Source organism: Microbulbifer halophilus, assembly GCF_026183675.1.
GTDB lineage: Bacteria > Pseudomonadota > Gammaproteobacteria > Pseudomonadales > Cellvibrionaceae > Microbulbifer > Microbulbifer halophilus.
In genome coordinates, this window is sequence record NZ_JAPIVK010000015.1 from 62,105 (window position 1) to 87,753 (window position 25,649).

The window sequence follows — 25,649 nt, forward strand, 5'->3', positions numbered from 1 at the left end:
CAAGTGCGAATTCTGGGTATCGAAACCTCCTGCGACGAAACCGGCGTCGCCATCTACGACAGCGACAGGGGACTGCTGGGTCACGCCCTCTTCAGCCAGGTGGATCTGCACGCCGATTACGGCGGCGTGGTGCCGGAACTGGCCAGCCGCGACCATGTGCGTAAGCTGTTGCCGCTGGTGCGCCGGGTGATGGACAGCAGCGGCACCGCGCCCGCGGACCTGGACGGCGTTGCCTACACCGCCGGCCCGGGCCTGATCGGCGCGCTGATGGTGGGCGCCTGCGCCGGCCGCGCGCTGGCCTACGGCTGGGGCATCCCGGCGGTGGCGATTCACCATATGGAGGGCCACCTGCTGGCGCCGATGCTGGAGGAACAGCCGCCGGCCTTTCCGTTCGTGGCGCTGCTGGTCTCCGGCGGCCACACCCAGTTGGTGGATGTGCGCGGCCTGGGCGACTACCAGTTGATGGGGGAATCCCTCGACGACGCCGCCGGCGAGGCCTTCGACAAGGCCGCCAAGATGCTCGACCTGGACTACCCCGGTGGCCCGCGCCTGGCGGCGCTGGCGGAAAAGGGCGATCCGCAGCGCTTCACCTTCCCGCGGCCGATGACCGACAGGCCCGGCCTGGACTTCAGCTTCTCCGGCCTCAAGACCTATACCCTCACCACGGTGCGCGACCATGCACAGGCCGACGGCTTGCCGGACGAACAGACCTGCGCCGATATCGCCGCGGCCTTCCAGGAGGCGGTGGTCGACACGCTGGTGATCAAGTGTCGCCGCGCCATCAAGGCCTCCGGCCACAAGACGCTGGTGGTCGCCGGGGGTGTTTCCGCCAACAAGGTGCTGCGGGACCGGCTGGAAGCCAGGCTGCGGCAAGAGGGCGCCAGTGTCTTCTACCCGCGCCACGAATTCTGCACCGACAACGGCGCCATGATCGCCTACGCCGGCAGCCTGCGCCTGAAGGCTGGCGAAAACGCCGGCCTGGATATCGAAGTGCGGCCGCGCTGGCCGATGACCGAACTGGATGGGAGTCTCAACTAGCCCATGGATATTGTCTATATACGGGACCTGAAGGTGGATACCATCATCGGTATCTACGACTGGGAGCGGGAGGTGCGCCAGACCGTCAGCCTGGATCTGGAAATGGCGTTCGATATCAGCGAGGCGGCCCGCACCGACGATATAGAGCACACACTCAACTACAAGGCCGTGGCCAAGCGGCTGATTGCTTTTATCGAGGGCAGCGAATTCCTGCTGGTGGAAACCATGGCGGAACAGGCGGCGGCGATCGTGCGCGACGAGTTTCATGTGGGCTGGCTGCGGTTGCGACTGTCCAAGCCCGGCGCCGTACGCGGTTCCCGCGATGTGGGCGTCATCATCGAGCGCGGCGAGCGTCCCGCTACTGGCGCGGCGTCTGGAGGCTGATTGTGGCAGAGGTATTTTTGAGTCTCGGCAGCAATATCGATCGCGAGCGCCATATCCGCGCGGGTCTCGATGCGCTGACGGAACAGTTTGGCGCGCTGCGGGTGTCGCGGGTGTTCGAGAGCGAGGCCGTGGGTTTCGACGGCGACGACTTCTACAACCTGGTGGTGGGCATTCACACCCGCCTGCCGGTAGGGCAACTGGCTCTGCATCTGCGCAAAATAGAGGACGACAACGGCCGCCTCCGCGCCGGCCCCAAATTCAGTGCGCGCACCCTGGATATCGATATCCTTCTCTACGATGACCTGACCGGCACTATCGACGGCGTCAAACTGCCGCGCGGCGAGATACAGAAGAATGCGTTCGTACTGCAGCCGCTGGCGGAGCTGGCGCCGGGGCACCGACACCCCATAACTGGCGAAACCTTTGCTCAGATGTGGGTGGAGTACGACAAGTCGAAGCAGAAATTGTGGCCGGTGAAGTTCTCCTGGCCCTAAGTGCCTGTAAATACTCTGTTATAAATCAAGCATTAGGAGATGAATAGATTCTACACTTTTCTGACGCTCCTTTTGGCACTGCCAGGATGCTCGCCAGAAGAGGAATATAAAAAGAAAAACGGAGGCCAGAGCTCTTTTGATATATTGTGCGAACAGTTCACACAATTGACGATGTCTGACACTTTTCAGAAATTAAATAATGAAGAGCGGGCACGTAAGCTTGATGCCATGCTTGCAAACAGTCTCGATCTAGATAGTGATGCCTACCTGGCATGGAAAGCCATCCGTAATGGGCCACCCTCTGCCCGATATTCTCTATATAAAAATGCGGCAGCGAGCTCGGGACTGGAAGAATGGGATTGCGAGGCAATTAACCACTACGGACGAGAGGTTGGGTCAACGCACAACTAATTAGGTTGGTGCGTCTCAACGCCATGCCGCGGGGGGCGGCACAGGCGGGGCGGGCCTCTCTCCGTTGAGTCGCCATACTGCTGCAGGGCCGGGTATCCTGTCCGGGGGTATCTGGATTCCGGCATGCGCCGGAATGACGATACTGGGCTGTGGGGTGAACCCCGATTTTGCTCCTATCCCCAAAGCCGCAACGGCACCATGCCCTCGGCGACGAGTACCGCGGTCCACTGTAGCGTGAGTAGCATTGCCACTGTATCCGGGGTTCCCCACCCTGAGTAGCGTCTCTGCCGGTATTGAATGGTCAGGCCTGCGAGTAGCGCGACGGGAAGTGTCGCTGTGAACACTGCCAATAGCAGGCTGGCGACCGTGATATCGCCTAGTTGCAGGAAAGACTGGTTGAAGAAAAATGGTATCGGCAGAGCCAGTGCCAGACAGGCAGGGAGTGGCACGAGCAGTGGGTTTTTGTGGTCGAGATTGCCCGAGATCAGCCGGAGTATTCCCGTCAAACAGATGTAGAGTATCCCCGCCAGTCCGAAACCCAGGCTCAACCAAAGCAGTACCAGTACCGGGGTCGCTATCTGTTTGTAGGTGCGCAGTCCATTACTCATGGTTCGCCGTCCCGCGGAATCCCGGAAAAAGACATGCGAGGGGATGTTGCGTGCCTGGGCGCGATAAAGGTTGCCGCCGACGGGAGCCAGAAGCTGTGTTTCTGACTGGAAAGGGGTTAGTTGCAATCGTGCTCCCTGCGGATGGATACGGACAAAATTGAACAGGGTATCGACCCACGAAAACATCGCTATACCGTTAGGTTTGAGCGTATAGATACCGCTCCACTCGGAGGCAGGGGTGGCGGGTGTCGTCTGTGGGATCGTCGCAGTGGGATCGAGCTTCAGGTGTCGAATCAATACACTATTAAAGCGTTCGTAATCGGCATTTTCACTGTCGGCATTGTGGGCGATAAAGAAAGCCTTCTTTTCTTCCGGGTAGAGACACAGCATGGCGCGGAAGCCGATGGTTGTACCTGGATGGCAAAGGCCGACGGTTCCGTGTCTGTCTCGCACTGCCAGTGACAGGCCGTGGCCGACAGCGAGCCCCGCCCGCTCCGCCGCTGTGCCTTCTGGCCAGCCTATGGCTTGTAGTAATTCCGGGCGGATAAAGGTCTGCCCGCGAATGCTGCCATCGCTCATCAGAAAGTGAGCAAACACGGCCATATCTGAAGCGGTAGTGATGAACTGGCCCGCCGGGCGCAGGTACAGGGGCGTGGCACTCTGTGTCTGTCCCTTCTCGAAATGGCCCATGGCGAGGTGGCGGTCGGTATCCGGACCTGTCTGTGAGGCAAAGCGGAAGCTGCTGTTGTGCATCGACAGTGGTTTGAGTAAATTTTTGTCGAGATACTGCTCATAGCGTCCGCCGGTAACTGCTTCGATGACCATGCCCAGCAGAGTGTAGCCGAGGTTAGAGTAGAGATATTGCTCCCCCGGTCGGGTGTGTATCCGTAATTGCGACGGATAGCGAGTAACGGTCTCCCGCAGCGGTGTGTCGCTGTCAGCCTCCAGGCTGAAGGCTTGCCAGAGGCGTATATTTTCCAGGCCGGCGGTGTGGGTCAGCAGGTGCTGAACACGGATCGGGTGTTTCTGGTTCCAGGGGTTATCGAGGGGAAGCTCTGGCAGAAGTGTTTTGATCGGTGTCTCAAGCGACAGCCTGTCTTCGCTCACGAGCCTCAAGACACCGGTGGACAGCACCACTTTGGCGATGGAGCCGACCAGAACCCGGTGGCCCCGAGTCATCGGTTCGCGGCTTTCGGCGTTGCTGAAGCCGGCGGCCGAGACCGAGACGGAGCCGTCGCCCGGCAGTAGTGACCAAGTGGCGCCGACCAGATCCTCCTGCTGCAGCAATTTTTTTATTTCGGTGTGCAGGTTTTCGGCTGAGACGGCTGTGGTCGTGAACCAGAGGAATGCTGCCAGCAGCAGCCGGGAGATGGGAGTTATTGTCATAGGCCACTCTTCCGTTGAGTTTGTTTTTTGCGGTCCAGTTCGCGCTGTGGCGGCGAGTCAGATGTTGAGGCTTCGCCCCCCGTCCACCGCAATCACCTGCCCGTTGATATAGGAAGGGTCCCCAACCAGAAAGCGCACCGTGCGCGCGATATCCGTCTCGGTGCCGGTGCGGGCCAGCGGAATCCGCTCGACAATCGCACGCTGTGTTTCTGTATCCACTTCTTCCTGCTCCGGCCACAGAATGGCGCCGGGCGCTACTGCGTTGACGCGCACCGCCGGAGCCAGCTCCAGGGCCAGGCTCTTGGTCAGCATCACCAGTCCGGCCTTGGCGGCGCAGTAGATGGTGTGTCCTGGCATGGGCCGCTCGGCGTGGATATCCGCCATATTGACGATGCAGCCGCCGTTTTCCGACAGGGATGGCGCCAGTGCCTGGCTGAGAAAGAAGGGGGCCTTCAGGTTGCTGCCGATCAGTTCATCCCAGGCGTTTTCGTTGGCTTCGCCGATTGGTGTCGGGTAGAAGGCCGAGGCGTTGTTGATCAGTACCTGGATGCCGCCCCAGAGGTCGGTTGCCTCGCGGGCCAGTTTTTCGCAGTCCGCTACGGCGCCCAGGTCGCTTTGCAGGGCGGCGGCGGAGTCGGGGCGGATGCCGTTCAGTTCGTCTGCCAGCTCGCGCGCGGCGTCGGCGGAGTTGCGGTAGTGGATGATGACACGGTGGTCCCGGTGCAGGTCGCGGGCGATGGCGCGGCCCAGTCGGGCGGCGGCGCCGGTGATCAGGGCGTTACGCATTGCCGTCGTTCTCAAGGTATTGGTTCTTTATCTCGGCAATAGCGCGGATGCGGGCCCGATCCAGCGCCTTGCCCAGCTCGGCACCCTGGTAGCCCTGTTCCATCAGCGCCTCGGCGGAGGCGCCGGCGGCGGCCTCTCGTACCGCGCGCAGGTAGTCCACCTGCGGGTAGTCGCGGTCCTGTAGCCCCTCGCGGCCGCGGGCGTCCGCTTCGCAGGCCTTGAGAAAATCCTCGAAGCGCTCCGGGCGGCGCAGTGCGTCCAGCGCGCGCAGCACCTTCATCAGTGTTTGCGGGCGCAGGTCGAAGGCCTTGTGGCAGTGCAGGTGGTATTCGCAGACGCCGGTGGCCAGTGCGGTCAGTTGCTTGGGCGCGCGCCAGCGTTTGCAGACATCGCGGACCAGCGGCAGGCCGGCGACTTCGTGGCCGCGGTGGCTGGGCAGAATCTCTTTCGGGGTGGTGCCCTTGCCCAAGTCGTGCAACAGCGTTGCGAAGCGCACGGGCAACTCCGGCGGCGCGGCGCGCAGGGCCATCAGGACATGCTCGCCGGTATCGACTTCCGGGTGGTGTTTGGGTGGCTGGGGCACGCCGAACAGGCAGTCCACCTCCGGCAGCAGTACTTTCAGGGCGCCGCAGTCGCGCAGCACGCGGATAAAGATATCCGGATCCGGTTCGGTCAGCGCCCGGCTCACTTCCTTCCACACCCGTTCCGGCACCAGATGTTCCACTTCGCCTGCATCCACCATCTTCCGCATCAGCGTCAGAGTCTCGTCGGCGATGGTAAAACCGAGGTGGTGGTAGCGGGCGGTGAAGCGCGCCACACGCAGGATGCGCAGCGGGTCTTCGGCGAAGGCCGGGGAGACGTGGCGCAGCAGGCGGGCTTCCAGGTCGGCGCGCCCGCCGTAGGGATCGATCAGTTCGCCGTCCTCGCTCTCGGCCATGGCGTTGATGGTGAGATCGCGGCGCAGCAGGTCCTGCTTGAGGGTGACGTCGGGTTCGGCGTAGACGGTAAAACCGCCGTAACCGTGGCCGCTCTTGCGCTCGGTGCGGGCGAGGGCGTACTCCTCGCCGGTGTCGGGGTGCAGGAATACCGGAAAGTCCTTGCCCACCGGGCGGTAGCCGAGGGCCTCCATTTTTGCGGCGTCGGCGCCTGTGACCACCCAGTCGCGCTCGTGCACCGGACGCTTGAGGAGTCTGTCGCGGATGGCGCCGCCCACCAGGTAGATCTTCATCGGTTCTGTCCCGCGCGGTGGGGAGGAGTCTGCCGGGATAAGCGCTCTACTGCCATAAGTCCGTTGATTCCGGCGCCGCTCGCCGTTTTGCGCGGCCGCGGTATATAGGGGAAAGGTGAAACGGGAGTTTCGGCAAGATAAAAAAAAGGCCCCGAAAATACAAGGGGGCCCAGGGTCTTAGGGTATTCGTGTTGAGAATAACCATTCACCATTCAATGGCCGCCATTCTATTGAACCTGTCATAACTGTCAACACTATCTTTCGAGATATTTTTTGAGGGGCTTGGCTCGCCGTTCGTCAATACAGTAAAGGGGCCGAGTTTAAGACTGGCTTTGCAGTCTTCGGCAGCATAATTTATAAGTGTGCTCCACAAAAACAGGATAAATTCGCGGCAGACTGTCTCTTTCAGCGGTTTGCGTGCGGAAACGGACTGTGAAAATGCCTGTGAGAGTACCTGTCGCTAATCGCGGGATGTTTGGGGGAAATAATAAGATGAATGAACTGCATGTATTGACCACCGGGGAAGCTGCGCGGTATTGCGGGGTCAATTTTCGCACGGTGATCCGCTGGATCGAGCGGGGTCAGCTCAAGGCGTACAAGCTGCCGGGGCGCGGTGATCACCGCATCTGTGTGGAGGATTTTGTCGGCTTTCTGCGCGACAACGCCATGCCGGTGCCCGGAGAACTGGCCGGTGCCAGCCGCAAGGTGCTGATGCTCGCCGGTGATCCGGAGCTGACCGGCAGCGGGCGCCAGGCCCTGCTGCAGGATGGCTGTGAGGTGGATGTCGCCGGCGACGCTTTTGTTGCCGGCACCCTGCTGGCCGGCTGCAAGCCGGCCCTGATGTTGATGGACGCCAACCTGGTGGGTGCCGAGGGTTTCCGGATTCTCGACCACCTGCGCTCCAACAGCGACTACGCCAATGTCCGCGTGCTGGTGGTGGCGCCCGCCGGGGACCGCGACCAGCAACGCTGGCTGGACGCCGGGGCCGACGCGCTCATCGCCCAGGCGACCGACCGCGGCGAGCTGGCGGCCAAGGTGAAGTTGCTGCTCGAGGTGTGATCAGTGTCTGGTGGCCAGTGGTTAGATGTCACTGACCACTCACCACCAGCCACTGGCCACACTAGATTGGTTTGGGAATCAACATCGATTCCTCTTCCCCTTCGGCGCGATCACGTCCCTGTTCGGGGCAATGATAGCTGGCGGTGATTTCGTCGCCGTGCAGGCTGTGCAGGTGCACGTCGAAGCCCCAGAGCCGGTGCAGGTGGCGCATGACCTCGCTGCTGTCCTTGCCCAGCGGACGGCGCCGGTGCTGGGTGTGGTGCAGCGTCAGCGAGCGGTCGCCGCGGGTGTCCACTGAGAAGACCTGGATATTGGGTTCGCGATTGCCGAGGTTGTATTGCCCGGCCAGGTTGGCGCGGAGCTGGCGGTAGCCGTCCTCGTCGTGGATGGGACCGATCACGATGTCGTTCTCCCGGTCGTCATCATTGATGCAGAAGAGCTTCATGTCGCGCATTACCTTTGGCGACAGGAATTGCAGGATAAAGCTCTCGTCCTTGAAGTCCCGCATCGCGAACTGCAGCGTCTCCTTCCAGTTGCTGCCGGCGATATCCGGGAACCACTGGCGGTCCTCGTCGGTGGGGTTTTCGCAGATGCGCCGCAAGTCGCTGAAGATGCTGAAGCCCAGTGTGTAGGGATTGATGCCGCTGTAGTAGGGGCTGTCGAACGGCGGCTGGTAGATCACATTGGTGTGGCTCTGCAGGAACTCCATCATGAAGCCGTCGGTCACGCGCCCGCGTTTGTGCAGTTCCGTCAGCAGTGTGTAGTGCCAGAAGGAGGCCCAGCCCTCGTTCATTACCTGGGTCTGGCGCTGTGGGTAGAAATACTGCGCCAGCTTGCGCACGATGCGCACCAGCTCCCGCTGCCAGTTCTCCAGCAGTGGCGCATGCTTCTCGACGAAGTAGAGCAGGTTTTCCTGCGGTTCTTCCGGGAAGTGGTTTACGGGTTTCTCCTCTTCGCCTTCGCCCATTTTCGGGATGGTCCGCCACAGGTCGTTCAATTGACGCTGGCGGTATTCCTCCCGCTCTTTCTGACGGCGCTCCTCCTCCTCGGCGGAGATGGGGTAGGGCCGTTTGTAGCGGTCCACGCCGAAATTCATCAGCGCGTGGCAGGAATCCAGGATCGCTTCCACTTCATCCAGCCCGTAGCGTTCCTCACAGCGGGAAATATAGTTTTTGGCGAAGATCAGGTAGTCGATGATACTGCCGGCATCGGTCCAGCTGCGGAACAGGTAGTTGCCCTTGAAGAAGGAGTTGTGCCCGTAGCTGGCGTGGGCGATCACCAGAGCCTGCATCGTCATGGTGTTCTCTTCCATCAGGTAGGCGATGCAGGGGTTGGAGTTGATGACGATCTCGTAGGCCAGCCCCATCAGGCCGCGCTGGTAACTGTTCTCGACACTGATGAACTGCTTGCCGAAAGACCAGTGGTTGTAGCCCACCGGCATGCCCACCGAGGAGTAGGCGTCCATCATCTGCTCCGAACTGATGATCTCGATCTGGTTCGGGTAGGTGTCCAGGCCAAATTCCTCGGCCAGCTCGCCGATGGCGGCGTCGTATTTCTGCACCAGTTCGAAGGTCCACTCCGAACTGGTGGAAATGGGCCCGCTGGACTCCGTATCGGGCGGCGTGGTTCCCGTCGGGTAGGTATCGAGCATCAGGCGGCTACCTTCTGGCTGAATAGTTGGCGAAATACCGGGTAGATATCCTGTATGTCCACGATCTGTTCCATCGCAAAGTGATCGGGGAACAACCCGCGCACGCTCTCATACTCCTCCCACAGCGCCTGGTGGTCGCGCGGGGTGATTTCCACGTAGGAGTAGTATTGGACCTCCGGCATGATGTCGTCGATCAGGATCTTGTGGCAGGTGCTGGAGTCGTCGTTCCAGTTGTCGCCATCGGACGCCTGGGCGCCGTAGATATTCCACTCGCTGGCGGGGTAACGCTCGCGCATGACCCGGCGCATCAGTTTCAGTGCGCTGGAAACGATGGTGCCGCCGGTCTCGCGGGAGTAGAAAAACTCCTCCTCGTCCACCTCCTTGGCGCTGGTGTGGTGGCGGATGAAGACCACTTCCGTGTATTCGTAACTGCGCCGCAGGAACAGGTACAGCAGCAGGAAGAAGCGCTTGGCCATGTCTTTGGTGGCCTGGTTCATGGAACCGGAGACATCCATCAGGCAGAACATTACCGCCTTGGAGCGGGGCCGCGGCTGTCGCATCAGCAGGTTGTACTTGAGGTCGAAATCATCGAGGAAGGGGACCCGCGCTATGCGCTGGCGGATCTCGTCGATTTTACCGCGCAGGTGTTCGATCCTGCGCATGTCCCGCAGTGCGGGATCCTTGTCTTCCTCCCGCTCCAGTTCCGTTTCCAGTTCGCGGATATTGCGCCGCTTGCCGCTGGTGAGGGCGATGCGGCGGGCATTGGCGGCGCGCATGGAGCGTACCACGTTGATCCGCCCGGGCGTGCCCTCCTCGCTGATGCCGGCGCGCACCACCTGGAAGGATTCGTTGCCGGCCAGGCGGCGCTTGATCATGTTGGGCAGTTGCAGGCCCTCGAACATGAAGTCGAGGAATTCCTCCTGGGAAATCTGGAAGACGAAGTCGTCCACGCCCTCGCCGCTGTCGCTGGCGCCGCTGCCGCTACCACCCGAACCGCCCTGCTGGCCCTGGCGGGGAATGCGGTCGCCGGTGACGAATTCCCGGTTGCCGGGCAGCACCTGTTCCACATGGCCGCCGGGGCCGTGGGAGAAGACCGGCTCGCTGATGTCGCGGGTGGGAATGCTGATCCGCTCGCCCTTGTCCATATCGGTGATGGAGCGGCTGTTCATGGCTTCGCCGACGGCCTTTTTGATATGGGCCTTGTAGCGCCGCAGGAACCGCTGCCGGTTCACGGTGCTCTTCTTCTTGCCGTTCAGTCGGCGGTCGATGATATAGCTCATATTACTGCCTTTAGTCGGGAGCGCGGCGGCGTCGCGGCCGTTCCTGTAGGAGCCTCTGCGGTGCTCCATTCGCCTGCAAACAGGCTCCTACAGCTTGTGATCCGCTCTAACATCTGCCGCCACTTCTGGATTCAACGCCATGGCGGATTGAGCTGCTACTGCGATTTGCGCACCCGCAGATACCACTCCGAAAGCAGCCGTACCTGCTTCTCGGTATAGCCCCGCTCCACCATGCGGTCGACAAAGTCCGCATGTTTCTTCTTGTCGTCCGTGGAGGCCTTGGTGTTGAAGGAGATGACCGGCAACAGGTCTTCGGTATTGGAGAACATCTTCTTCTCGATCACTGCGCGCAATTTCTCGTAGGAGCGCCAGTCGGGGTTTTTGCCCTGGTTGTTGGCGCGGGCACGGAGCACGAAATTGACGATCTCGTTGCGGAAATCCTTCGGGTTGGAGATGCCCGCTGGTTTTTCGGTTTTCTCCAGTTCCTCGTTCAGTGCACCGCGATCGAGGATTTCGCCGGTCTCCGGATCGCGGTACTCCTGGTCCTGGATCCAGAAATCGGCGTAGGTCACATAGCGGTCGAACAGGTTCTGGCCATACTCGGCGTAGGACTCCAGGTAGGCGGTCTGGATTTCCTTGCCGATAAACTCGACATAGCGCGGCGCCAGGTACTCCTTGAGGAATCCCAGGTAGTTCTCCTGTAATTCCGGTGGAAATTGCTCCTGTTCTATCTGCTGTTCGAGCACATAGAGCAGGTGCACCGGGTTGGCCGCCACCTCGGTGGCGTCGAAGTTGAAGACCTTGGACAGAATCTTGAAGGCGAAGCGGGTGGAGAGACCGGTCATGCCTTCGTCGACGCCGGCATTGTCGCGGTATTCCTGGATGGTCTTCGCCTTCGGGTCCGTATCCTTCAGGTTCTCGCCGTCGTAGATACGCATTTTGGAGAAGATGCTGGAGTTTTCCGGAATCTTTATCCGCGACAGTATCGAGAACTGCGCCAGCATCCGCAGTGTGTCCGGGGCGCAGGGTGCTTTCGACAGGGAGCTGTTTTCCAGCAGCTTGCGGTAGATACTGATCTCCTCCTGCACCCGCACACAGTAGGGCACCTTGACGATATAGATGCGGTCGAGGAAAGCCTCGTTGTTGCGGTTGTTGCGGAAGGACTGCCACTCGGATTCGTTGGAGTGGGCGAGGATGGTGCCGTTGAAGGGGAGGGAGCCCAGCCCCTCGGTGCTGTTGTAGTTGCCCTCCTGGGTCGCGGTCAGCAGCGGGTGCAGCACCTTGATCGGCGCCTTGAACATTTCCACGAACTCCATCAGCCCCTGGTTTGAGCGGCAGAGGCTGCCGGAGAAGCTGTAGGCATCCGGGTCGTTCTGCGGGAAGTCCTCCAGCTTGCGGATATCGACCTTGCCCACCAGCGAGGAGATATCCTGATTGTTTTCATCGCCGGGCTCGGTCTTGGCGATGGCGACCTGGTCGAGAATCGACGGGCGGATTTTTACCACGCGGAACTTGCTGATATCGCCCTTGAAATCGTGCAGCCGCTTCATTGCCCAGGGCGACATGATGGTATTCACATAGCGGCGCGGAATTCCGTAATCCTCTTCCAGGATCTGGCCGTCCTCGTCCGGATCGAACAGGCTGAGCGGCGATTCGAACACCGGCGACCCCTTGATGGCGTAGATCGGAATCTTCTCCATCAGTGACTTGAGCTTTTCGGCCAGGGATGACTTGCCGCCGCCTACCGGGCCAAGCAGGTAGAGAATCTGTTTTTTCTCCTCCAGGCCCTGGGCCGCGTGGCGGAAGAAGGAGACGATCTGTTCGATGGCATCTTCCATGCCGTAGAAATCGCTGAAGGCCTCGTAGCGCTTGATGACTTTGTTGGAAAAGACGCGCGACAGGCGCGGATCCAGGGAGGTGTCGATCAGTTCCGCTTCGCCGATGGCCATCAGCATGCGCTCGGCCGGGGAGGCATAGGCACTGCGGTCCTTTTTACACAGCTCCAGGTATTCCTGGATGCTGAGTTCTTCGTCCTGGATGGATTCATACCTTTCCAGGTAGTGGTTGAAAATCGTCATGATGTACAGCTCCCTGTAGCGTGTCGTACAGTATCCGGCATTCCGGGTGTCCGCATTGGGGCCGCGGACTCCCCGCACCAAAAAGTACTGCTAAACCTGTCGGGCTGGCGACCTGATGCGAACCCGCGCCGCGGATTGCGCCGATGCTGAAATGCGCCTGTGCGCCTAACACTATCTTTATTACCAGTGGCGGCTGCTTCTGCCGCGGTTGGGGCAGTCCGAATTCCGCTCCCGCATCTCCAGCATAGCTTTCCCTCAAAACCCGGCATCGAACTGGCACGAACACAGGTTGAAATAAGTGGCAGTTTTGCGATCTACTAGGCGGCCTCCTGAGAACCGAAAGACATTAACAGGGAGCCCCGATGGCTATTCTCGTGACCGGCGGTGCCGGCTATATAGGCAGTCACACCTGCGTCGAGCTGCTGGCGGCGGGTTGGGAGCCCGTTGTGGTAGACAACCTGAGCAACAGTAGCGAGGAGGCATTGCTGCGGGTGGAAGCCATTGCCGGGCAGCGGCTGCCCTTCCATCGGGTGGATATCGGTGACGCCGAGGGGCTGCGGGAAATCTTTTCCCGTTACCGGATCGATGCGGTGATGCATTTTGCGGGTCTCAAGGCCGTGGGAGAATCCGTGGCGCAGCCGCTGCGCTATTACCAGAACAACGTCGCGGGCACCCTGAACCTGTGCCGGGTGATGGAAGAGTTTGGTGTCAGGCAACTGATCTTCAGTTCCTCCGCCACCGTCTACGGCGACCCGGCCAGTGTGCCCATCCGCGAGGACTTCCCCACCGGTGCCACCAATCCCTACGGCGCCAGCAAGCTGATGGTGGAGGATGTATTGCGCGACCTCTGCGCGGCACCGGACAGCGGTTGGGCCGTTAGCCTGCTGCGCTACTTCAATCCCATCGGCGCCCACGAAAGCGGCACTATCGGCGAGGACCCCAGCGGCATCCCCAACAACCTGCTGCCCTACGTGGCCCAGGTGGCGGTGGGGCGCCTGCCGCAACTGCAGGTATTCGGCGACGACTACGACACCCCCGACGGTACCGGCGTGCGCGACTATATCCACGTGGTGGACCTGGCCCGCGGCCACCTGGCGGCACTGGAAAAACTGCGTCGCGGGGAGACGCAACCGGACTGCTACACCTACAACCTGGGCACCGGTCGCGGCAGTTCGGTACTGGAAATAGTGCGCGCCTTCGAAAAGGCCAGTGGTCGCGAGATTCCCTACAAAATTGCGCCGCGCCGCGCGGGCGATATTGCCGAATGCTATGCCGATCCGGCGGTCGCCGAGCGGGAGCTGGGCTGGAAGGCGGAGTTCGGCCTGGAGCGGATGGTCGAGGATACCTGGCGCTGGCAGTCGCGGAATCCGAACGGTTATTCAGGCGGGTAGGGTGCGCCGTGTCGGGTCCGGTGCGCACGGTGCACCCTACGCTGGCCGATAGATGGGCAAAGCGGAGCCTGCCTATCAATCCCATCCAGTGAGGCTGTCGAGGGCGCGTTGCTGTGCTCCTCTGCCTTTTCTGTAGCGCTCTAGCACCAGCCCAAAAAATCCCTTTCCATCCCTCTGATGGCCGCGAGCCATCCCCTTCCCTGATTCGCGGCTGGCCATTACATAGCCTGCGGGGACAATCCGACAACGGGTTTCATGGCCCATCGAGTTCTCAGTTTGGATGACGAAAACCGTAGTATTGTTCGGTTTGTGTAATGGCTTGTAATCAGATTGTTGTTGAATGTGCCGCCACGACTTTGTTAAAAAATGCGTCACCACAGGGAAACGATGTAATCGAAGGATTTAGTAGTGACAGGGTTGTTTCGTCAGAAAGCCATGGAACGGCAAGCAGATCGCCTGCACGGCGATATTCTTCTGCTGCCCCGCTTTTCCCATGTCGCGATACTGGCTCTGCTGTTGGCATGGGTGTTTGCCGCTGTTGTCTGGCTTGCCGCCAGCGATTATGCCCGCAAGGAAACCGTGCAGGGTTGGCTGGAGCCGGCCTCGGGTGTGGTGCGTATCTACGCCGAACGGTCCGGCATTATCAAGCAAGTATTGGTCGAGGAGGGCGAGCGGGTCGTAGAAGATCAGCCTCTGATCGTGGTCAATGGCGATCGTATCCTCGCCGACGGAAAACACCTGGAATCCCTGCTGTTGGCCGAGTACAAAAGCCAGCGCCAACTGCTCAGCGAACAGTTGGAGCGCAGCGAGAAAATCTATCGGCAGCGGCGCCGGGATCTTGAGCAGCGTATCGCGGCCACGAAAGAAGATTTGTCTTTACTGGAAAAGCAGATCGCCACCCAGGGCCGGCGCTACACCCTGATTGCGGAGCAGGCGGAGCGCTACCGGCTTCTCGAGGAGCGCGGCCATATTTCCTCTTCCGAGCTGGAAGGCGTAGTCGCTCAGGAGCTGGAGCTGAGTACCGAACGCCAGAGTCTGGCGCGCAGTCGGATCAAGTTGCGCAACCAGGTTCAGCAACTGGAGAATGAGCGAGCCCTGTTGCCCGAGGAGCACGCCAATACCGCCGACCAGTTGCGAGCGCGCCTCTCCGATCTCGCCCAACAGATTGCCCAGCTACACGGCCAGCGGGCCTATGTCGTCAAGGCGTCCAGGGCGGGGATTGTCAGCAATCTGCAGGCGCGGGAAGGCCAGCAGGCCCAGTCCACCATTCCGGTTTTGTCCCTGGTGCCCGATGGCCATGCGCTGAAGGCCGAATTGCTGGTGCCCGTCCGGTCCGCGGGTTTCCTCGATGCCGGGCAGGCCCTGAATATTCGCTACGATGCCTTTCCCTACCAGAAGTTTGGTCTCCACGACGGTTCGGTAGTGGAGGTGTCCGATACCGTGATATTGCCCGACGAACTGCTCCATGCGCCCGTTACGGTTCGCGAACCGGTCTTTCAGGTTTCCGCCGAACTCGGGCGACCCTCAGTCCGCGCCTACGGCAAGGACTTCTCCCTCAAGCCGGGCATGACCCTCTCCGCTGATGTGCAGTTGGCCGAACGCAGTCTGCTGCAGTGGCTGCTCGAACCGATCTATAGCCTGAAGGGGAGGCTGTGATGGAAGTGCCTGCACAAGAAACATCCGGCCAGGCGCGCCCGGAATGGCTACTGCATTTCGCCACCGGCCGGCGGCTGCCGGTGATACAGCAGACGGAGGCGGCAGAGTGCGGTCTGGTATGCCTGGCGATGATCGCCGGCTATCATGGCTATCACACAGACCTGGCCGGCCTGCGGCGGCGCTTCAGTATTTCCAGCCACGGCACCAACCTCAAGACCCTGATAGATATGGCCGGCCGACTGAACCTGTCGGGCCGTGCCCTGCGCCTGGAACTGGAGCGCCTGGAAGAGCTGCAATTGCCCTGTGTACTGCATTGGGACATGAACCACTTCGTGGTGCTCAAGTCTGTACAGCGTTCCAAAATCACCATTCACGATCCGGCGATGGGGGAGTGGGTACTGACCCGAGAAGAATTTGGGCAGCACTTTACCGGTATTGCGCTGGAGCTTACTCCAACAGATACGTTTTAGACCGGTGAAGATCGCCAGCGCCTGAAGCTCAGCCATTTCTGGTCCCGCATCAGTGGGTTGAAGCGCAGCCTGATCCAGGTATTACTGCTGTCCCTGCTATTGCAGATATTCGCCGTAGTAACGCCATTCTATATGCAGACGGTGGTGGATGACGTCATCCTCCGCGGCGACGAAAACCTGCTGCTGGTTCTGGCCATCGGCTTCGGCCTGCTGCTGTTGATACAGACTGGAACCAATGCCCTGCGGGAGTGGGTGATACTGCATATTTCCAGCCGGCTCAATATGCAGATGGCCGCCAACCTTTTCCGCCATCTTATTCGCCTACCGATGAGTTATTTCTCCACACGACATATGGGCGATGTGGTATCCCGATTCGGATCATTGAATAAGGTGCGCGAGCTACTCACCACAGGGCTGGTATCGGCGGTGGTCGACGGAATCATGGCACTGATCACATTAGCGGCCATGTTCTTCTATGACGTAAAGCTGACCCTGATCGTCCTACTGGTAGTGGTGCTTTACGCTGTCCTGCGACTGCTACTTTTTCGGCCGCTGCGGCTGCTCACCGAGGAAAAGATTGTCGCCCAGGCGAAACACGATTCCCACTTTATGGAATCCGTTCGAGCCATCCAGACCGTCAAGCTGTTCCAGCGAGAAAATGACCGTCAGGGCCAGTGGCACAATTGCCTTGCGGACAGCATCAACAAGGATATCCGCATCACACGCTGGAATATCGGCTACGACACCATCAATCGCCTACTGTTCGGGCTGGAAAACCTGCTGGTGATCTATTTTGCCGCTACCGCGGTGATGGGCAATATCTTCACCGTGGGTATGCTCTACGCCTTCATGAGCTACAAGAACCGTTTTGTGGAATCCATGGACGCGTTGATCGTCAAGTGGATTGAAATCAAGATGCTCGGTCTGCACCTGGATCGCCTGTCTGATATCGTTTTTACGCAAACGGAAAAACTCGATCAGGAGAATGCGCTGGCGATCCACAGCGGCGGGTCCGACCAAACGCTCGGCGGACGGATCGAAGTGCGCAACCTCGGTTTCCGCTACGGCGAGGCCGAAGCGCCTGCTTTTCGGAGCCTGAACTTCGCCATCGAGGCGGGGGAAACCGTCGCTATCGTCGGTCCCAGCGGCTGCGGCAAGACCACACTGCTTAAGTGCCTGATGGGCCTGCTGGAACCGAGCGAGGGCGAAATACTGATCGACGGCCAGCCCCTGAAACAATTGCCCGGCTATCGGAGCCAGATCGCCGGCGTTATGCAAGACGATCAGCTACTGGCCGGTAGCATTGCCGACAATATCGCCTGTTTCGAACCGCAACCGGATTTACAGCACATCGCGCACTGCGCCCAGATGGCCTGTATCCACGAAGAAATTGTCAAAATGCCCATGCAGTACAACACCCTGGTGGGCGATATGGGCACCAGCTTGAGCGGTGGCCAGAAGCAGAGAATCGTGCTGGCGCGCGCTCTGTACCGCGCGCCGCGCATACTGTTCATGGATGAAGCGACCAGTCACCTGGATGTGGCGAACGAGTCTGTGGTCAACGACCATATCAGTAGGCTCGCCATTACTCGGGTATTGGTGGCTCATAGGCCGGAGACGGTCGGATCTGCAGGGAGGCGGATTGAGTTGTCTAGTCATTAGCTGTCTTTTATTGAAACTTTTAGGAGATATAATTATGAAAGAGCTTACTACTCAGGAAGTGGAGCAAGTAAATGCCGGAGTTTGGAATTATGTCGCCGGCGCAGCAGCCGGCATTGGCGGAAGCTATGTATATGATTCTATCGGTGGAAAAGCAGGAATTGACTCATTTATGAGTGGGTTCTCTAGTGCGCAAGGCGCCGGGGCAGGATATCGCAGCCTGTATCAACGCTAACCTAAACATGTGGTAGCCACAGGGAGTCTTCCTTGTGGCTATTTTATTGATTCATGAAAAAAATATCTTTGATTAGTTTTTTAGATTTTGCAATGCTGATTTCTCAGGGGCTTCTAGCCGACTGCTTGAGGAGTAAGGTGTATGATTCAAGAATGTTAGCGTTTCTATCGGATACATATCCCAATTCTCTGGCTATAATTGTTAGCGCCATACTGGTGGTCATTCTTTATGAGGGAAGGAATTTTTTGCCACACTTTTCTTCATATACGTTGGGAATTTTGTTGTATGAGTTTTTACAAGTGGTTCTGCCAGAGGGGACTTTCGATATTATGGACTTGCTGATGACAGCAATAATGTATTTGATGGTAGTCTTGATTTGGGTGTTAGCACAACAGCGAGCTATTTTAATAGAAAGCAGCGGTGATAGAGTTGCAGCACATAAGGATGCTAATCACAAATAACGGGATCATACAGGTAACGTACACCTGAAAGAAGTGGGAGCGAAATAAAGAGTTATATATTTTTGTAAAATGACTTGGATTCAAGTAATAAGTATGAATATGGAAGAATCGTTGTTGGATGGTTCTATTCAGAATAGTTATCCCAAAGAACGAAGGGGTCAAGTCTTGACAAAACAGCTGCAGGCTATGTTGTAAGCGTGATAACGATAGGGTGGCGAAGGAAAGACGGATTGGCGAGCTGAAAGTGGTTGAATATATTATTTCGGAATCAAGAAAATGCGGGGGCGGATTGAAATGGAGTCTGTAGAAAAAAATATCTCCAGTACAAGCGAAGATGATTCTGGAGCGGAATCAACGCAAGCCGGGCTTTTGCCGAGTCCCTGGTACGCCACCAGCTGGTTGACGTTATTTGCTATCCTGCACTTTGTCGGCGTGTTTTTGTACATCGCTGGCTACGGTGGCTATCTGGGTGCGCAATTCGGTGCGAATGGAGAAGTCGTCGATCCGGCGTCGATTCAGAAATCGGTAGAGGCGCACATAAAGACACCGGCCGCGCTGACGGGGATGTATCTGGCGCAGTTCTGCCTGATACTACCGGTGCTGTTGTTTGCATCGAAGTTCGATACGCAGACTCGACGCGCGACCTTGGCCCTGCGTGCTTTCGAGTTGAGCTCACTGTGGCGATGGCTACCAGTGCTGGTGGTATTCCTGGTCGCCCAGATGCTGACGGTGAAGGCTCTCGGTATCGAGCAGGGCGAGTTTATGCAGTCGATAGCGGGCAGCCGAAACCTGCCGCTGGCGCTGGTATTGGTGCTGGCGGCGCCGCTGCTGGAGGAGCTGGTGTTCCGCGGCTATCTGTTCCGGGCCTGGCGGCAGTCGCGCCTGGGCTTCAGCGGTACCCTGCTGCTGACATCCACCCTGTTCACGCTGCTGCACTGGGGACAGTATCACTGGTTACAGTTGGGATTCGTTTTCGTGCTCGCGCTGGTGTTGGGGATGGCGCGGGAAAGGAGCGGATCTGTGCTACTGCCCATGTTATTGCATGCGTTGAACAATCTCGGCGCAGCGATACTGGTTATCTATCTGGGGATTCTGTAGTGCCACTGGCACCGTGAGGTGTGGTCGATCCGGCCTGCGGCCGGGCCGGCGTCTGTAATGGTGGGTCGGTGGACAGCCCGCCGGGCGCGATTCAGTGAGCGGTCCGGGCCCAATAGGCCGCCTCGGGCGATCTGGTTGTAGCGTTTCGGGGTTAGGCCGCTGCTTTGTACCGCCGAGCCCGTTTTCTGGTTGGCCTCCATACGCGCCTTCTTGGCCGCTTCGGGATCCTGTGCGTTGCTCAGCTTGCCCTGCAGGGTAGTGCGCGTTGCTCTACCTTGGCCTGGGCCTCCGCAAACATTTTCAGTTCGGAATCGCTGAGTGATCAGCGGGGTCAAGCCTTTAATATTGCAGCCGCGTAATCCGAATGGCTATTCCAGCGAGTAGGGTGCGCGGTGCGCACCGTGCGGGAATTTATGTGCGCCGCGGCGGACGTACTTTTCAAAAAACACTTAATGGGAAAGCGTGATGAGCTATGCAGCTATTGCGGTATTGTCAGCAATTATCCACCTTGTTTTAATGAGAACTCTATCCATTAATCATAATTTTTTTGAAGAAGGCTTCAGACTGTCAAGCTTAGCTGTCGACATTGGGGTCTATGCAGCAATTTATCTATTTTTAACGGGTATTTTTTTCGTATATCGCACTATCCAGGGAAGGCGCTAAATGTAAGGTCGGACTGAGTAGAATGTCGATATGCGGTATGTAAGGATGGCGAATGATATGAGCCTTAAAATAGAACTTTTTTTCTGGTCGCTTCCTCAAACCTGATTGCATTCGCGCTCGGGATGCTGTCTCTTTTCGACACCGTCGACGGGCTCGGGACGGTATCCGGTTTTTCCCCGTCCCAGTGGTGGCCGGCCTCCGTTGGCCTGATCGCCTATCTGTTCTGGGCGGGAATCGTATTGAAGAAGCTTTATTCGGCCTCGCTGACGTTGCCCGAGTCGCGGAAACCCGCCTGAACCGACGTGTGTCGGTACCTCTTGTTGGGTTGCTGATGCGGCAGGCGGCCCAATGGGCCGCCGACACGCGCAGAGTCACTCCATCTGCTGGATTTTCTCCGCCAGCTCGGGGTCGTTCAGCGCGGCCCGGGCGATCTGGTTGTAGCGTTTCGGGCTCAGGTCGCTGCTCTGTACCGCCGAGACCATTTCCTCGTTGGCTTCCATGCGCACCTTCCTGGCCGTTTCGGGATCCTGTGTACCGCTCAGCTTGCCCTGGAGGGTGGTGCGCATCTGCTCCACCTCGGCCTGGACTTCCGCAAATATTTTCAGTTCGGAATCGCTGAAGTCGGTCGCGGCTATCGCCTTTGCCGGTTTGTAAGCCTGCTTGGCACCGCTGTCGGTGGCGTCGCTCTGGGCACCGGCACCTGTGGATACGGCCAGGGCGAGCAGGAATGCGGTGAGCGGTTGGGTCCATTTGATCATCGGTTTTACTCCCGGTTGTTTTATAGGCGGGTATTACGATCGATACCCTCGAGTGCGCCAACAGCGGCCACCGCCGGCGGGTTCCAGAAGATTGGAATCTTTCTGATTAATTTTTGATTGGGGTCGATTGGTGGAATACCGCGATGCACCGACGTCGAGGGGGTAAGTCTCCGGAGATCCCGTAATTTCTGCACGGGGCGGCAGAAAAGTCCGGGCTGGCTGTTGATGGCGGGGACCGGACCGGGGCCGCGAGGCCCCGGATATCGGCTCATTACAGCTTGGAGAGCTTTTCCGCCAGCTCCGGATCGTTCATGGCGGCCCGGGCGATTGCGTTGTACTTCTCGCGGGACAGCCCTGCAGACTCTACTGCGGCAATCATCTTCACGTTGGCCTCTTCCTGCAGTTTCTGCATTTCCTGCTGATCCTGGGTGTTCTGCAGTTTGGTAGAGATTTCCGTGCGGATGGTTTCCACTTCCGCGCGCGCCTGGGCAAAGGATTTCAGCTCCGCGTCGCTGAAGTCCGCCGCTGTGGCTGCGGGCTGCTGTGGCTGCGGCGGCTGCTGGGGTTGCGGCGGTTGCTGCGGCTGCTGGGCCTGGGCGGCGGCGCCGGCGGTCAGCAACAGGGCGGCGATCGCGGAGACGAATCGGCTGGACTGGTGGATTGTCCGTTTGCTCATAGATTTATACTCCTGAGTCTATTGTAAGTTTGCTGATGGTTGGCCATCACAGGTAATAACAGGAGTCGCGGCGGGTCGGTTCCGGGAATTTTCACATTTTTTTTGAGGGTGGGCAGGAACCTGATGGATCGGGAACTGTATATAGAGTAAGCGGAATATAAAGATATCGTACGATTGTTGGCAACCCATGAGATTTGAACAAAAAGTATGCGATCAGATTCCCCATCTGCGCCGCTATGCGCTGAGCCTCTGCGCGGACCGACTGGCGGCGGAGGATCTGGTGCAGGATTGCCTGGAGCGGGCGCTGAACAAGCGCCATCTGTGGCGAAGCAGCGGGGCGATCCGCTCCTGGCTATTTCGCATGCTCTATCGGATCTATCTCAACCAGCGGGTGACGGCGAGGGCGCGTCGGGAGGTGGCGGTTGCAGATGCGGGCGAGGACTGGACGGTGGAGGCCGGGCACGATCCCCACATGCAGTGTCGCGAAGCGGTCGCCGCCATTGAGGTGTTACCGCCCGAGCAGCGCGCCGCGCTGATGCTGATGGTGTTGGAGAGCCCCAGCTACGAGGAGGCCGCGAAAATACTGGATATCAATATCGGCACCCTGCGTTCGCGCCTGTCGCGGGCGCGGGAATCACTGCGTCGTCACTGCGCCCGAGGCGTCACCGAGCGCGACGACAATCACCTCAGGAGGGTCAAATGATGCGCGGAAATCGCAACGACCGATCTGTGAGCAACGAGGACCTGAGTGCTTTTGCCGACGGTCAATTGTCACGGGCAGATAGTGCCCGGGTCGCCGCCTACCTGCGCGCCAACCCGCAGGATGCCGATCGAATTTACGCTTACTGGAAGCAGGAGGCGGAGCTGCACAGCGTATTTGCTACGGATCGGGAGGGGGAGCCCGAGCCCGCAGCGCGTAATCCGCGATCGCCGTACCGCGGGCCGCTTTTTATCGCCGGCGCGGCGGCGCTGTTCGCTGTCGTTGTTCCCTGGCTGGTACTGGACAGAAACGGCTCGACACAGGGGGTGGTATTACCCGCTCCGGCCGAAACACAACAGGCCGGGCCCTCATACGCCGGACTGGAACTGGAGCCCGGGCAGCATCCGATGGAAGAGGGTATGGTCGAATATCACTTCAGCGGCGGGGACGGCAGCAGCCTGGTGCTATACGAAACGGCCGCTCAGGGCGTGGGAGCCGGATATAGTGGCTCACAGCGGGGAGCAGCGCGCGTCGAGTGGGTTGAAGGCGGCAGGCACTTTGCACTCGAAGGCGGGCGGGGTGCCGCGGAGCTGATGTCCCTGGCCGTCAGCCTGCGCCGCCACTTGTCTTCCCCCCCGGCCGTGTCTTCAGGTAGTGACATGCTGGCTGCTCCACCGGCAGATGGGCCAGCACTGCAGCCGATTCAGGAGAAGGATCTGCCGTCGGGCGTCAGCAAAATGTGATCAGAGACTGCAGTCCGCGCAGAAGAACGCCTCGTCACTGAGCCGCATCGCGGTCAGGTAGCCACCCCAGACACAGCCGGTATCCAGTGCGTACACATTCTTCGTGTCCGCGCGCCCCTCCAGTGCGGCCCAGTGGCCGAAGATGATTTTGTCATTCCCGGTTTTTCTCTCCGGAAAACTGAACCAGGGTTTATATTCGCCGTGCTCGGCCTGGGGGCCGCGCTTGGTGACCAGGTCCAGGGTGCCGTCGGCCCTGCAGAAGCGCATGCGGGTGAAATAGTTGGTGATGGAGCGCAGCCGCTCGATACCCAGCAGGTGCTCGCTCCAGCAGTGGGGCTCGTTGCCGTACATGCCGTAGAAAAACGCCTTCGCCAGGGCTTCGTCGGACAGCGCCCTGTGGACCTCCCGCGACAGTTCCAGTGCCTTGCTGACGCTCCAGATCGGCGGTATACCGGCGTGCACCATGGTGAAGCCCTTTTTATGCACCACCAGCGGCAGGTCCTGCAGCCAGGTCAGCAGTTTGTCCGCATCCCGGGCGCGCAGGATTCTTGCCAGGTCCTGTTCCCTGTCGGTCAGGCGTTTGGCGCCGTGGGCCAGGGCGAGCAGATGAAGGTCGTGGTTGCCGAGCACGGCGGTGACCTGGTGGCGGTGCTCGTAGAGGAAGCGCAGAGTGCCGAGACTGTCGTGGCCGCGGTGTACCATATCGCCGGCCAGCCACAGTTTGTCGCGGTCAGGGCGGAAGTGGATTTTTTCCAGCAGCCGCTGCAGCGGCTCGAAACAACCCTGGATATCGCCGATCGCGTAGGTGGCCATTAGTTACCCTTCCCCGTTTCCTGTTTCCCGGTCCCCAAATAATTTGCCAGATCCACGAACTCCTGCACGCTCAGAGTCTCCGGCCGGCGGCTCGCGTCCACCGGCAGGCCGCCCGCGTCGAGTTCGGGGAACAGTGGCTTGAGCGCGTTGCGCAGTGTCTTGCGGCGCTGCTGGAAGGCGACACTGACAATGCGCCCGAGCAGGGGTTCGTCTTTCGCCGGGCGCGGCGGCTCCGCGTGGGGAATCAATCGCACTATCGCGGATTCCACCTTGGGAGCCGGGCGGAAAGATTGCGGCGGCACCGGGAAGAGCCCCTGCACGCGGCAGTGATACTGCACCATCACGCTGAGGCGGCCATAGGATTTATTGCCCGGTGTGGCGTTGAGGCGGTCGACCACTTCTTTCTGCAGCATAAAGTGCATGTCCTGCACCCTGCCGCGAAATCCCAGCAGATGGAACAGCAGTGGTGTGGAGATGTTGTAGGGCAGGTTGCCGACAATACGCAGCGGCCGCTCGCCGGCTTCTCCGCTCAGGGTGTCGAAATCGAATTTGAGCGCATCCCGCTCGAGGATCCTGAATTCCGGGTAGTCGCGGAATTTGAACTGCAGCATCGGGATCAGGTCGCGGTCCAGTTCCAGCGCGGTCAGCGACGGGCAGTGCTGCAGCAACAGCCGGGTGATGGCGCCCTGGCCGGGGCCGATTTCCACCAGGTTGTCGCTTTCCTTTGGTGCGACTGCGCGCACGATCTTTTCAATAATATTCTCATCGACCAGGAAATTCTGGCCGAAGCGCTTGCGCGCCCTGTGATCGAAGAAGTTGTCCATCGATAAATATTCGCCTGACAGATTTTTTGTTCCTGCAAACTCTGCATTCCGCTGGGCGGCACTCCGCCATCCATGCGGTCACAGCAGGCTCCTGCAGAAGAGTGTGGGGTGCTACGGCTGGCGCAATTGCGCAAGTTCTACGGCCTGGGAGAGTGCGGCCCGCAGGCTGCCGCCATCGGCAATGCCCCGCCCGGCGATATTGAGGGCGGTGCCGTGGTCGACCGAGGTGCGGATAAACGGCAGCCCCAGGGTGATGTTGACGGCGTGGCCGAATCCCTTGAATTTTAACACCGGTAGTCCCTGATCGTGGTACATGGCCAGAACGGCATCGCAGCGGGCCAGTTGCGGCGGTGTAAACAGCGTATCCGCCGGCAGGGGGCCGATCAGTTCGATTCCCCGCGCGCGCAGTTTTTCCAGCGACGGCTCGATGATGTCGATTTCCTCGCGCCCCAAGTGGCCGCCTTCGCCGGCGTGGGGGTTGAGGCCGCAGATGCCGATACACGGCCGCCCGATACGGAACTGGTCGCGCAGGCTGCGATGCAGGATGGTGACAACCTGCTCCAGCCGCCGCGGCGTAATCGCGGCGCTGACATCCTTCAGCGGCAGGTGGGTGGTGACCAGGGCCACGCGCAGCTCCTCCGCCGCCAGCATCATCACCACCCGTTCGACTCCGGCCTGCTCGGCGAAAAATTCCGTATGGCCGGAAAAGGCGATACCGGCGTCGTTGATGACCCCTTTGTGCACCGGCCCGGTCACCAGCGCGTCGAACTCCCGCGACAGGCAGCCCCCGGCGGCGCGTCGCAGCGTCTCGAGCACATAGGGACCGTTGGCGATATCCAGTTGCCCCGGCGCCGCCGCACTGGCCATCTCCACCGGCAGGATATGGAGGCTGCCGGCGGGTGTTTCGGTGGCGGCCTGTCCGGGGTCGAAGGGAATCAGCTCCAGCGGCTGCCGCAGCCGCGCCGCCGTATCCTCCAGCAGTTGCGGATCGGCGACGGTGACTATTTGCGCGGCGTGGCCGCCGGCGGCCAGTTTGACCGCCAGCTCCGGGCCTATGCCCGCGGGTTCGCCGGGGGTGAGGGCAATTCTCGGAATCATG

General features: G+C 59.7%; 25 protein-coding genes. 14 read left to right on the forward strand and 11 right to left on the reverse strand.

The genetic code is table 11. The features are described 5' to 3' along the window. Positions 1-3 precede the first annotated feature (3 nt). Genes tsaD through OQE62_RS09765 form a run of 4 tightly spaced genes read left to right on the forward strand, consistent with a single transcriptional unit; the run spans position 4 to position 2,327 of the window. Entirely contained in the window at positions 4-1,038 is a 1,035-nt protein-coding gene (tsaD, locus tag OQE62_RS09750) for a tRNA (adenosine(37)-N6)-threonylcarbamoyltransferase complex transferase subunit TsaD (RefSeq protein WP_265721839.1), read from the forward strand. A 3-nt stretch (positions 1,039-1,041) separates the two neighbouring features. Then, positions 1,042-1,422, forward strand: a complete 381-nt coding sequence (folB, locus tag OQE62_RS09755; RefSeq protein WP_265721840.1) for a dihydroneopterin aldolase — start codon at positions 1,042-1,044, stop codon at positions 1,420-1,422. Between the two features lie 2 nt (positions 1,423-1,424). Further along, positions 1,425-1,916 carry a 2-amino-4-hydroxy-6-hydroxymethyldihydropteridine diphosphokinase gene (folK, locus tag OQE62_RS09760; RefSeq protein WP_265721841.1) on the forward strand — a complete coding sequence of 164 codons (492 nt, stop codon included), beginning with the start codon at positions 1,425-1,427 and terminating at the stop codon, positions 1,914-1,916. Between the two features lie 39 nt (positions 1,917-1,955). Beyond that, the gene (locus OQE62_RS09765) at positions 1,956-2,327 is read left to right on the forward strand and encodes a hypothetical protein (RefSeq protein WP_265721842.1); all 372 of its coding nucleotides are present in this window, start codon (positions 1,956-1,958) and stop codon (positions 2,325-2,327) included. A 173-nt stretch (positions 2,328-2,500) separates the two neighbouring features. Here the strand turns inward: OQE62_RS09765 and OQE62_RS09770 are convergent, their stop codons facing one another. From OQE62_RS09770 to OQE62_RS09780, 3 genes are read right to left on the reverse strand one after another with little or no spacing between them, the layout of a single operon-like run. Further along, a complete protein-coding gene (locus OQE62_RS09770) occupies positions 2,501-4,321 on the reverse strand; it encodes a serine hydrolase domain-containing protein (RefSeq protein WP_265721843.1) in 1,821 nt (606 codons plus the stop codon). A 57-nt stretch (positions 4,322-4,378) separates the two neighbouring features. Continuing rightward, positions 4,379-5,107 carry a pteridine reductase gene (locus OQE62_RS09775; RefSeq protein ID WP_265721844.1) on the reverse strand — a complete coding sequence of 243 codons (729 nt, stop codon included), beginning with the start codon at positions 5,105-5,107 and terminating at the stop codon, positions 4,379-4,381. After that, positions 5,100-6,335 carry a multifunctional CCA addition/repair protein gene (locus OQE62_RS09780; RefSeq protein ID WP_265721845.1) on the reverse strand — a complete coding sequence of 412 codons (1,236 nt, stop codon included), beginning with the start codon at positions 6,333-6,335 and terminating at the stop codon, positions 5,100-5,102. Before OQE62_RS09780 ends, OQE62_RS09775 begins: the two co-directional genes overlap by 8 nt. A 492-nt stretch (positions 6,336-6,827) precedes the next feature. Between OQE62_RS09780 and OQE62_RS09785 the strand changes: the two genes are divergently transcribed. Next, a complete protein-coding gene (locus tag OQE62_RS09785; protein WP_265721846.1) occupies positions 6,828-7,394 on the forward strand; it encodes a helix-turn-helix domain-containing protein in 567 nt (188 codons plus the stop codon). Between the two features lie 61 nt (positions 7,395-7,455). Here the strand turns inward: OQE62_RS09785 and OQE62_RS09790 are convergent, their stop codons facing one another. From OQE62_RS09790 to OQE62_RS09800, 3 genes are all read right to left on the reverse strand, one after another. Then, positions 7,456-9,045: a SpoVR family protein gene (locus OQE62_RS09790; protein ID WP_265721847.1), complete on the reverse strand. Its 1,590-nt coding sequence runs from the start codon at positions 9,043-9,045 to the stop codon at positions 7,456-7,458. Beyond that, positions 9,045-10,325 (reverse strand): YeaH/YhbH family protein, encoded by a 1,281-nt coding sequence (locus OQE62_RS09795; RefSeq protein WP_265721887.1) that lies wholly within the window; start codon positions 10,323-10,325, stop codon positions 9,045-9,047. The genes OQE62_RS09790 and OQE62_RS09795 overlap by 1 nt, the downstream gene beginning before the upstream one ends. A gap of 155 nt (positions 10,326-10,480) precedes the next feature. Next, positions 10,481-12,403 carry a PrkA family serine protein kinase gene (locus OQE62_RS09800; protein ID WP_265721848.1) on the reverse strand — a complete coding sequence of 641 codons (1,923 nt, stop codon included), beginning with the start codon at positions 12,401-12,403 and terminating at the stop codon, positions 10,481-10,483. Between the two features lie 362 nt (positions 12,404-12,765). Here OQE62_RS09800 and galE point away from each other — a divergent pair, with 362 nt between their 5' ends. The 7 genes from galE (at position 12,766) to OQE62_RS09835 (ending at position 19,373) form a co-directional block, all read left to right on the forward strand. Next, entirely contained in the window at positions 12,766-13,794 is a 1,029-nt protein-coding gene (gene galE / locus OQE62_RS09805) for a UDP-glucose 4-epimerase GalE (protein WP_265721849.1), read from the forward strand. 435 nt (positions 13,795-14,229) lie between these two features. Beyond that, positions 14,230-15,450 carry an HlyD family secretion protein gene (locus OQE62_RS09810; RefSeq protein WP_265721850.1) on the forward strand — a complete coding sequence of 407 codons (1,221 nt, stop codon included), beginning with the start codon at positions 14,230-14,232 and terminating at the stop codon, positions 15,448-15,450. Positions 15,451-15,455: 5 nt separating this feature from the next. Continuing rightward, complete coding sequence (locus OQE62_RS09815) at positions 15,456-15,920, forward strand: cysteine peptidase family C39 domain-containing protein (RefSeq protein ID WP_265721851.1); 465 nt, start codon at positions 15,456-15,458, stop codon at positions 15,918-15,920. Between the two features lie 57 nt (positions 15,921-15,977). Next, on the forward strand, positions 15,978-17,582 hold the full coding sequence (locus OQE62_RS09820) for a peptidase domain-containing ABC transporter (protein WP_265721852.1): 1,605 nt from the start codon (positions 15,978-15,980) through the stop codon (positions 17,580-17,582). 34 nt (positions 17,583-17,616) lie between these two features. After that, positions 17,617-17,814 (forward strand): class IIb bacteriocin, lactobin A/cerein 7B family, encoded by a 198-nt coding sequence (locus OQE62_RS09825; RefSeq protein WP_265721853.1) that lies wholly within the window; start codon positions 17,617-17,619, stop codon positions 17,812-17,814. 53 nt (positions 17,815-17,867) lie between these two features. Further along, the gene (locus OQE62_RS09830; RefSeq protein ID WP_265721854.1) at positions 17,868-18,275 is read left to right on the forward strand and encodes a hypothetical protein; all 408 of its coding nucleotides are present in this window, start codon (positions 17,868-17,870) and stop codon (positions 18,273-18,275) included. Between the two features lie 294 nt (positions 18,276-18,569). Continuing rightward, positions 18,570-19,373 carry a CPBP family intramembrane glutamic endopeptidase gene (locus OQE62_RS09835; protein ID WP_265721855.1) on the forward strand — a complete coding sequence of 268 codons (804 nt, stop codon included), beginning with the start codon at positions 18,570-18,572 and terminating at the stop codon, positions 19,371-19,373. Positions 19,374-20,407: 1,034 nt separating this feature from the next. Here OQE62_RS09835 and OQE62_RS09840 read toward each other — a convergent pair. Both OQE62_RS09840 and OQE62_RS09845 read right to left on the reverse strand, forming a co-directional pair. Continuing rightward, positions 20,408-20,794 (reverse strand): DUF4168 domain-containing protein, encoded by a 387-nt coding sequence (locus tag OQE62_RS09840; protein WP_265721856.1) that lies wholly within the window; start codon positions 20,792-20,794, stop codon positions 20,408-20,410. 271 nt (positions 20,795-21,065) lie between these two features. Continuing rightward, positions 21,066-21,470: a DUF4168 domain-containing protein gene (locus OQE62_RS09845; protein WP_265721857.1), complete on the reverse strand. Its 405-nt coding sequence runs from the start codon at positions 21,468-21,470 to the stop codon at positions 21,066-21,068. 187 nt (positions 21,471-21,657) lie between these two features. Between OQE62_RS09845 and OQE62_RS09850 the strand changes: the two genes are divergently transcribed. Continuing rightward, positions 21,658-22,173 (forward strand): RNA polymerase sigma factor, encoded by a 516-nt coding sequence (locus OQE62_RS09850; protein ID WP_265721858.1) that lies wholly within the window; start codon positions 21,658-21,660, stop codon positions 22,171-22,173. Beyond that, positions 22,170-22,913: an anti-sigma factor family protein gene (locus OQE62_RS09855; RefSeq protein ID WP_265721859.1), complete on the forward strand. Its 744-nt coding sequence runs from the start codon at positions 22,170-22,172 to the stop codon at positions 22,911-22,913. Before OQE62_RS09850 ends, OQE62_RS09855 begins: the two co-directional genes overlap by 4 nt. On the opposite strand, the gene OQE62_RS09860 is transcribed toward OQE62_RS09855, so the two are convergent. The 3 genes from OQE62_RS09860 to pdxA form a co-directional block, all read right to left on the reverse strand. Next, entirely contained in the window at positions 22,914-23,726 is an 813-nt protein-coding gene (locus OQE62_RS09860; protein ID WP_265721860.1) for a symmetrical bis(5'-nucleosyl)-tetraphosphatase, read from the reverse strand. Continuing rightward, positions 23,726-24,550 carry a 16S rRNA (adenine(1518)-N(6)/adenine(1519)-N(6))-dimethyltransferase RsmA gene (rsmA, locus tag OQE62_RS09865; protein WP_265721861.1) on the reverse strand — a complete coding sequence of 275 codons (825 nt, stop codon included), beginning with the start codon at positions 24,548-24,550 and terminating at the stop codon, positions 23,726-23,728. The genes OQE62_RS09860 and rsmA overlap by 1 nt, the downstream gene beginning before the upstream one ends. 111 nt (positions 24,551-24,661) lie before the next feature. After that, positions 24,662-25,648: a 4-hydroxythreonine-4-phosphate dehydrogenase PdxA gene (pdxA, locus tag OQE62_RS09870; protein ID WP_265721862.1), complete on the reverse strand. Its 987-nt coding sequence runs from the start codon at positions 25,646-25,648 to the stop codon at positions 24,662-24,664. Position 25,649 lies beyond the last annotated feature (1 nt).

Bases quoted from the DNA above. Each gene is read 5' to 3' on its own strand.
- folB (WP_265721840.1), top strand. From the start codon at position 1,042: ATGGATATTGTCTATATACGGGACCTGAAGGTGGATACCATCATCGGT.
- OQE62_RS09765 (WP_265721842.1), top strand. From the start codon at position 1,956: ATGAATAGATTCTACACTTTTCTGACGCTCCTTTTGGCACTGCCAGGA.
- OQE62_RS09770 (WP_265721843.1), bottom strand. From the start codon at position 4,321: ATGACAATAACTCCCATCTCCCGGCTGCTGCTGGCAGCATTCCTCTGG.
- OQE62_RS09775 (WP_265721844.1), bottom strand. From the start codon at position 5,107: ATGCGTAACGCCCTGATCACCGGCGCCGCCGCCCGACTGGGCCGCGCC.
- OQE62_RS09780 (WP_265721845.1), bottom strand. From the start codon at position 6,335: ATGAAGATCTACCTGGTGGGCGGCGCCATCCGCGACAGACTCCTCAAG.
- OQE62_RS09785 (WP_265721846.1), top strand. From the start codon at position 6,828: ATGAATGAACTGCATGTATTGACCACCGGGGAAGCTGCGCGGTATTGC.
- OQE62_RS09790 (WP_265721847.1), bottom strand. From the start codon at position 9,045: ATGCTCGATACCTACCCGACGGGAACCACGCCGCCCGATACGGAGTCC.
- OQE62_RS09795 (WP_265721887.1), bottom strand. From the start codon at position 10,325: ATGAGCTATATCATCGACCGCCGACTGAACGGCAAGAAGAAGAGCACC.
- OQE62_RS09800 (WP_265721848.1), bottom strand. From the start codon at position 12,403: ATGACGATTTTCAACCACTACCTGGAAAGGTATGAATCCATCCAGGAC.
- galE (WP_265721849.1), top strand. From the start codon at position 12,766: ATGGCTATTCTCGTGACCGGCGGTGCCGGCTATATAGGCAGTCACACC.
- OQE62_RS09810 (WP_265721850.1), top strand. From the start codon at position 14,230: ATGGAACGGCAAGCAGATCGCCTGCACGGCGATATTCTTCTGCTGCCC.
- OQE62_RS09825 (WP_265721853.1), top strand. From the start codon at position 17,617: ATGAAAGAGCTTACTACTCAGGAAGTGGAGCAAGTAAATGCCGGAGTT.
- OQE62_RS09830 (WP_265721854.1), top strand. From the start codon at position 17,868: ATGAAAAAAATATCTTTGATTAGTTTTTTAGATTTTGCAATGCTGATT.
- OQE62_RS09835 (WP_265721855.1), top strand. From the start codon at position 18,570: ATGGAGTCTGTAGAAAAAAATATCTCCAGTACAAGCGAAGATGATTCT.
- OQE62_RS09840 (WP_265721856.1), bottom strand. From the start codon at position 20,794: ATGATCAAATGGACCCAACCGCTCACCGCATTCCTGCTCGCCCTGGCC.
- OQE62_RS09845 (WP_265721857.1), bottom strand. From the start codon at position 21,470: ATGAGCAAACGGACAATCCACCAGTCCAGCCGATTCGTCTCCGCGATC.
- OQE62_RS09850 (WP_265721858.1), top strand. From the start codon at position 21,658: ATGAGATTTGAACAAAAAGTATGCGATCAGATTCCCCATCTGCGCCGC.
- OQE62_RS09855 (WP_265721859.1), top strand. From the start codon at position 22,170: ATGATGCGCGGAAATCGCAACGACCGATCTGTGAGCAACGAGGACCTG.
- OQE62_RS09860 (WP_265721860.1), bottom strand. From the start codon at position 23,726: ATGGCCACCTACGCGATCGGCGATATCCAGGGTTGTTTCGAGCCGCTG.
- rsmA (WP_265721861.1), bottom strand. From the start codon at position 24,550: ATGGACAACTTCTTCGATCACAGGGCGCGCAAGCGCTTCGGCCAGAAT.
- pdxA (WP_265721862.1), bottom strand. From the start codon at position 25,648: ATGATTCCGAGAATTGCCCTCACCCCCGGCGAACCCGCGGGCATAGGC.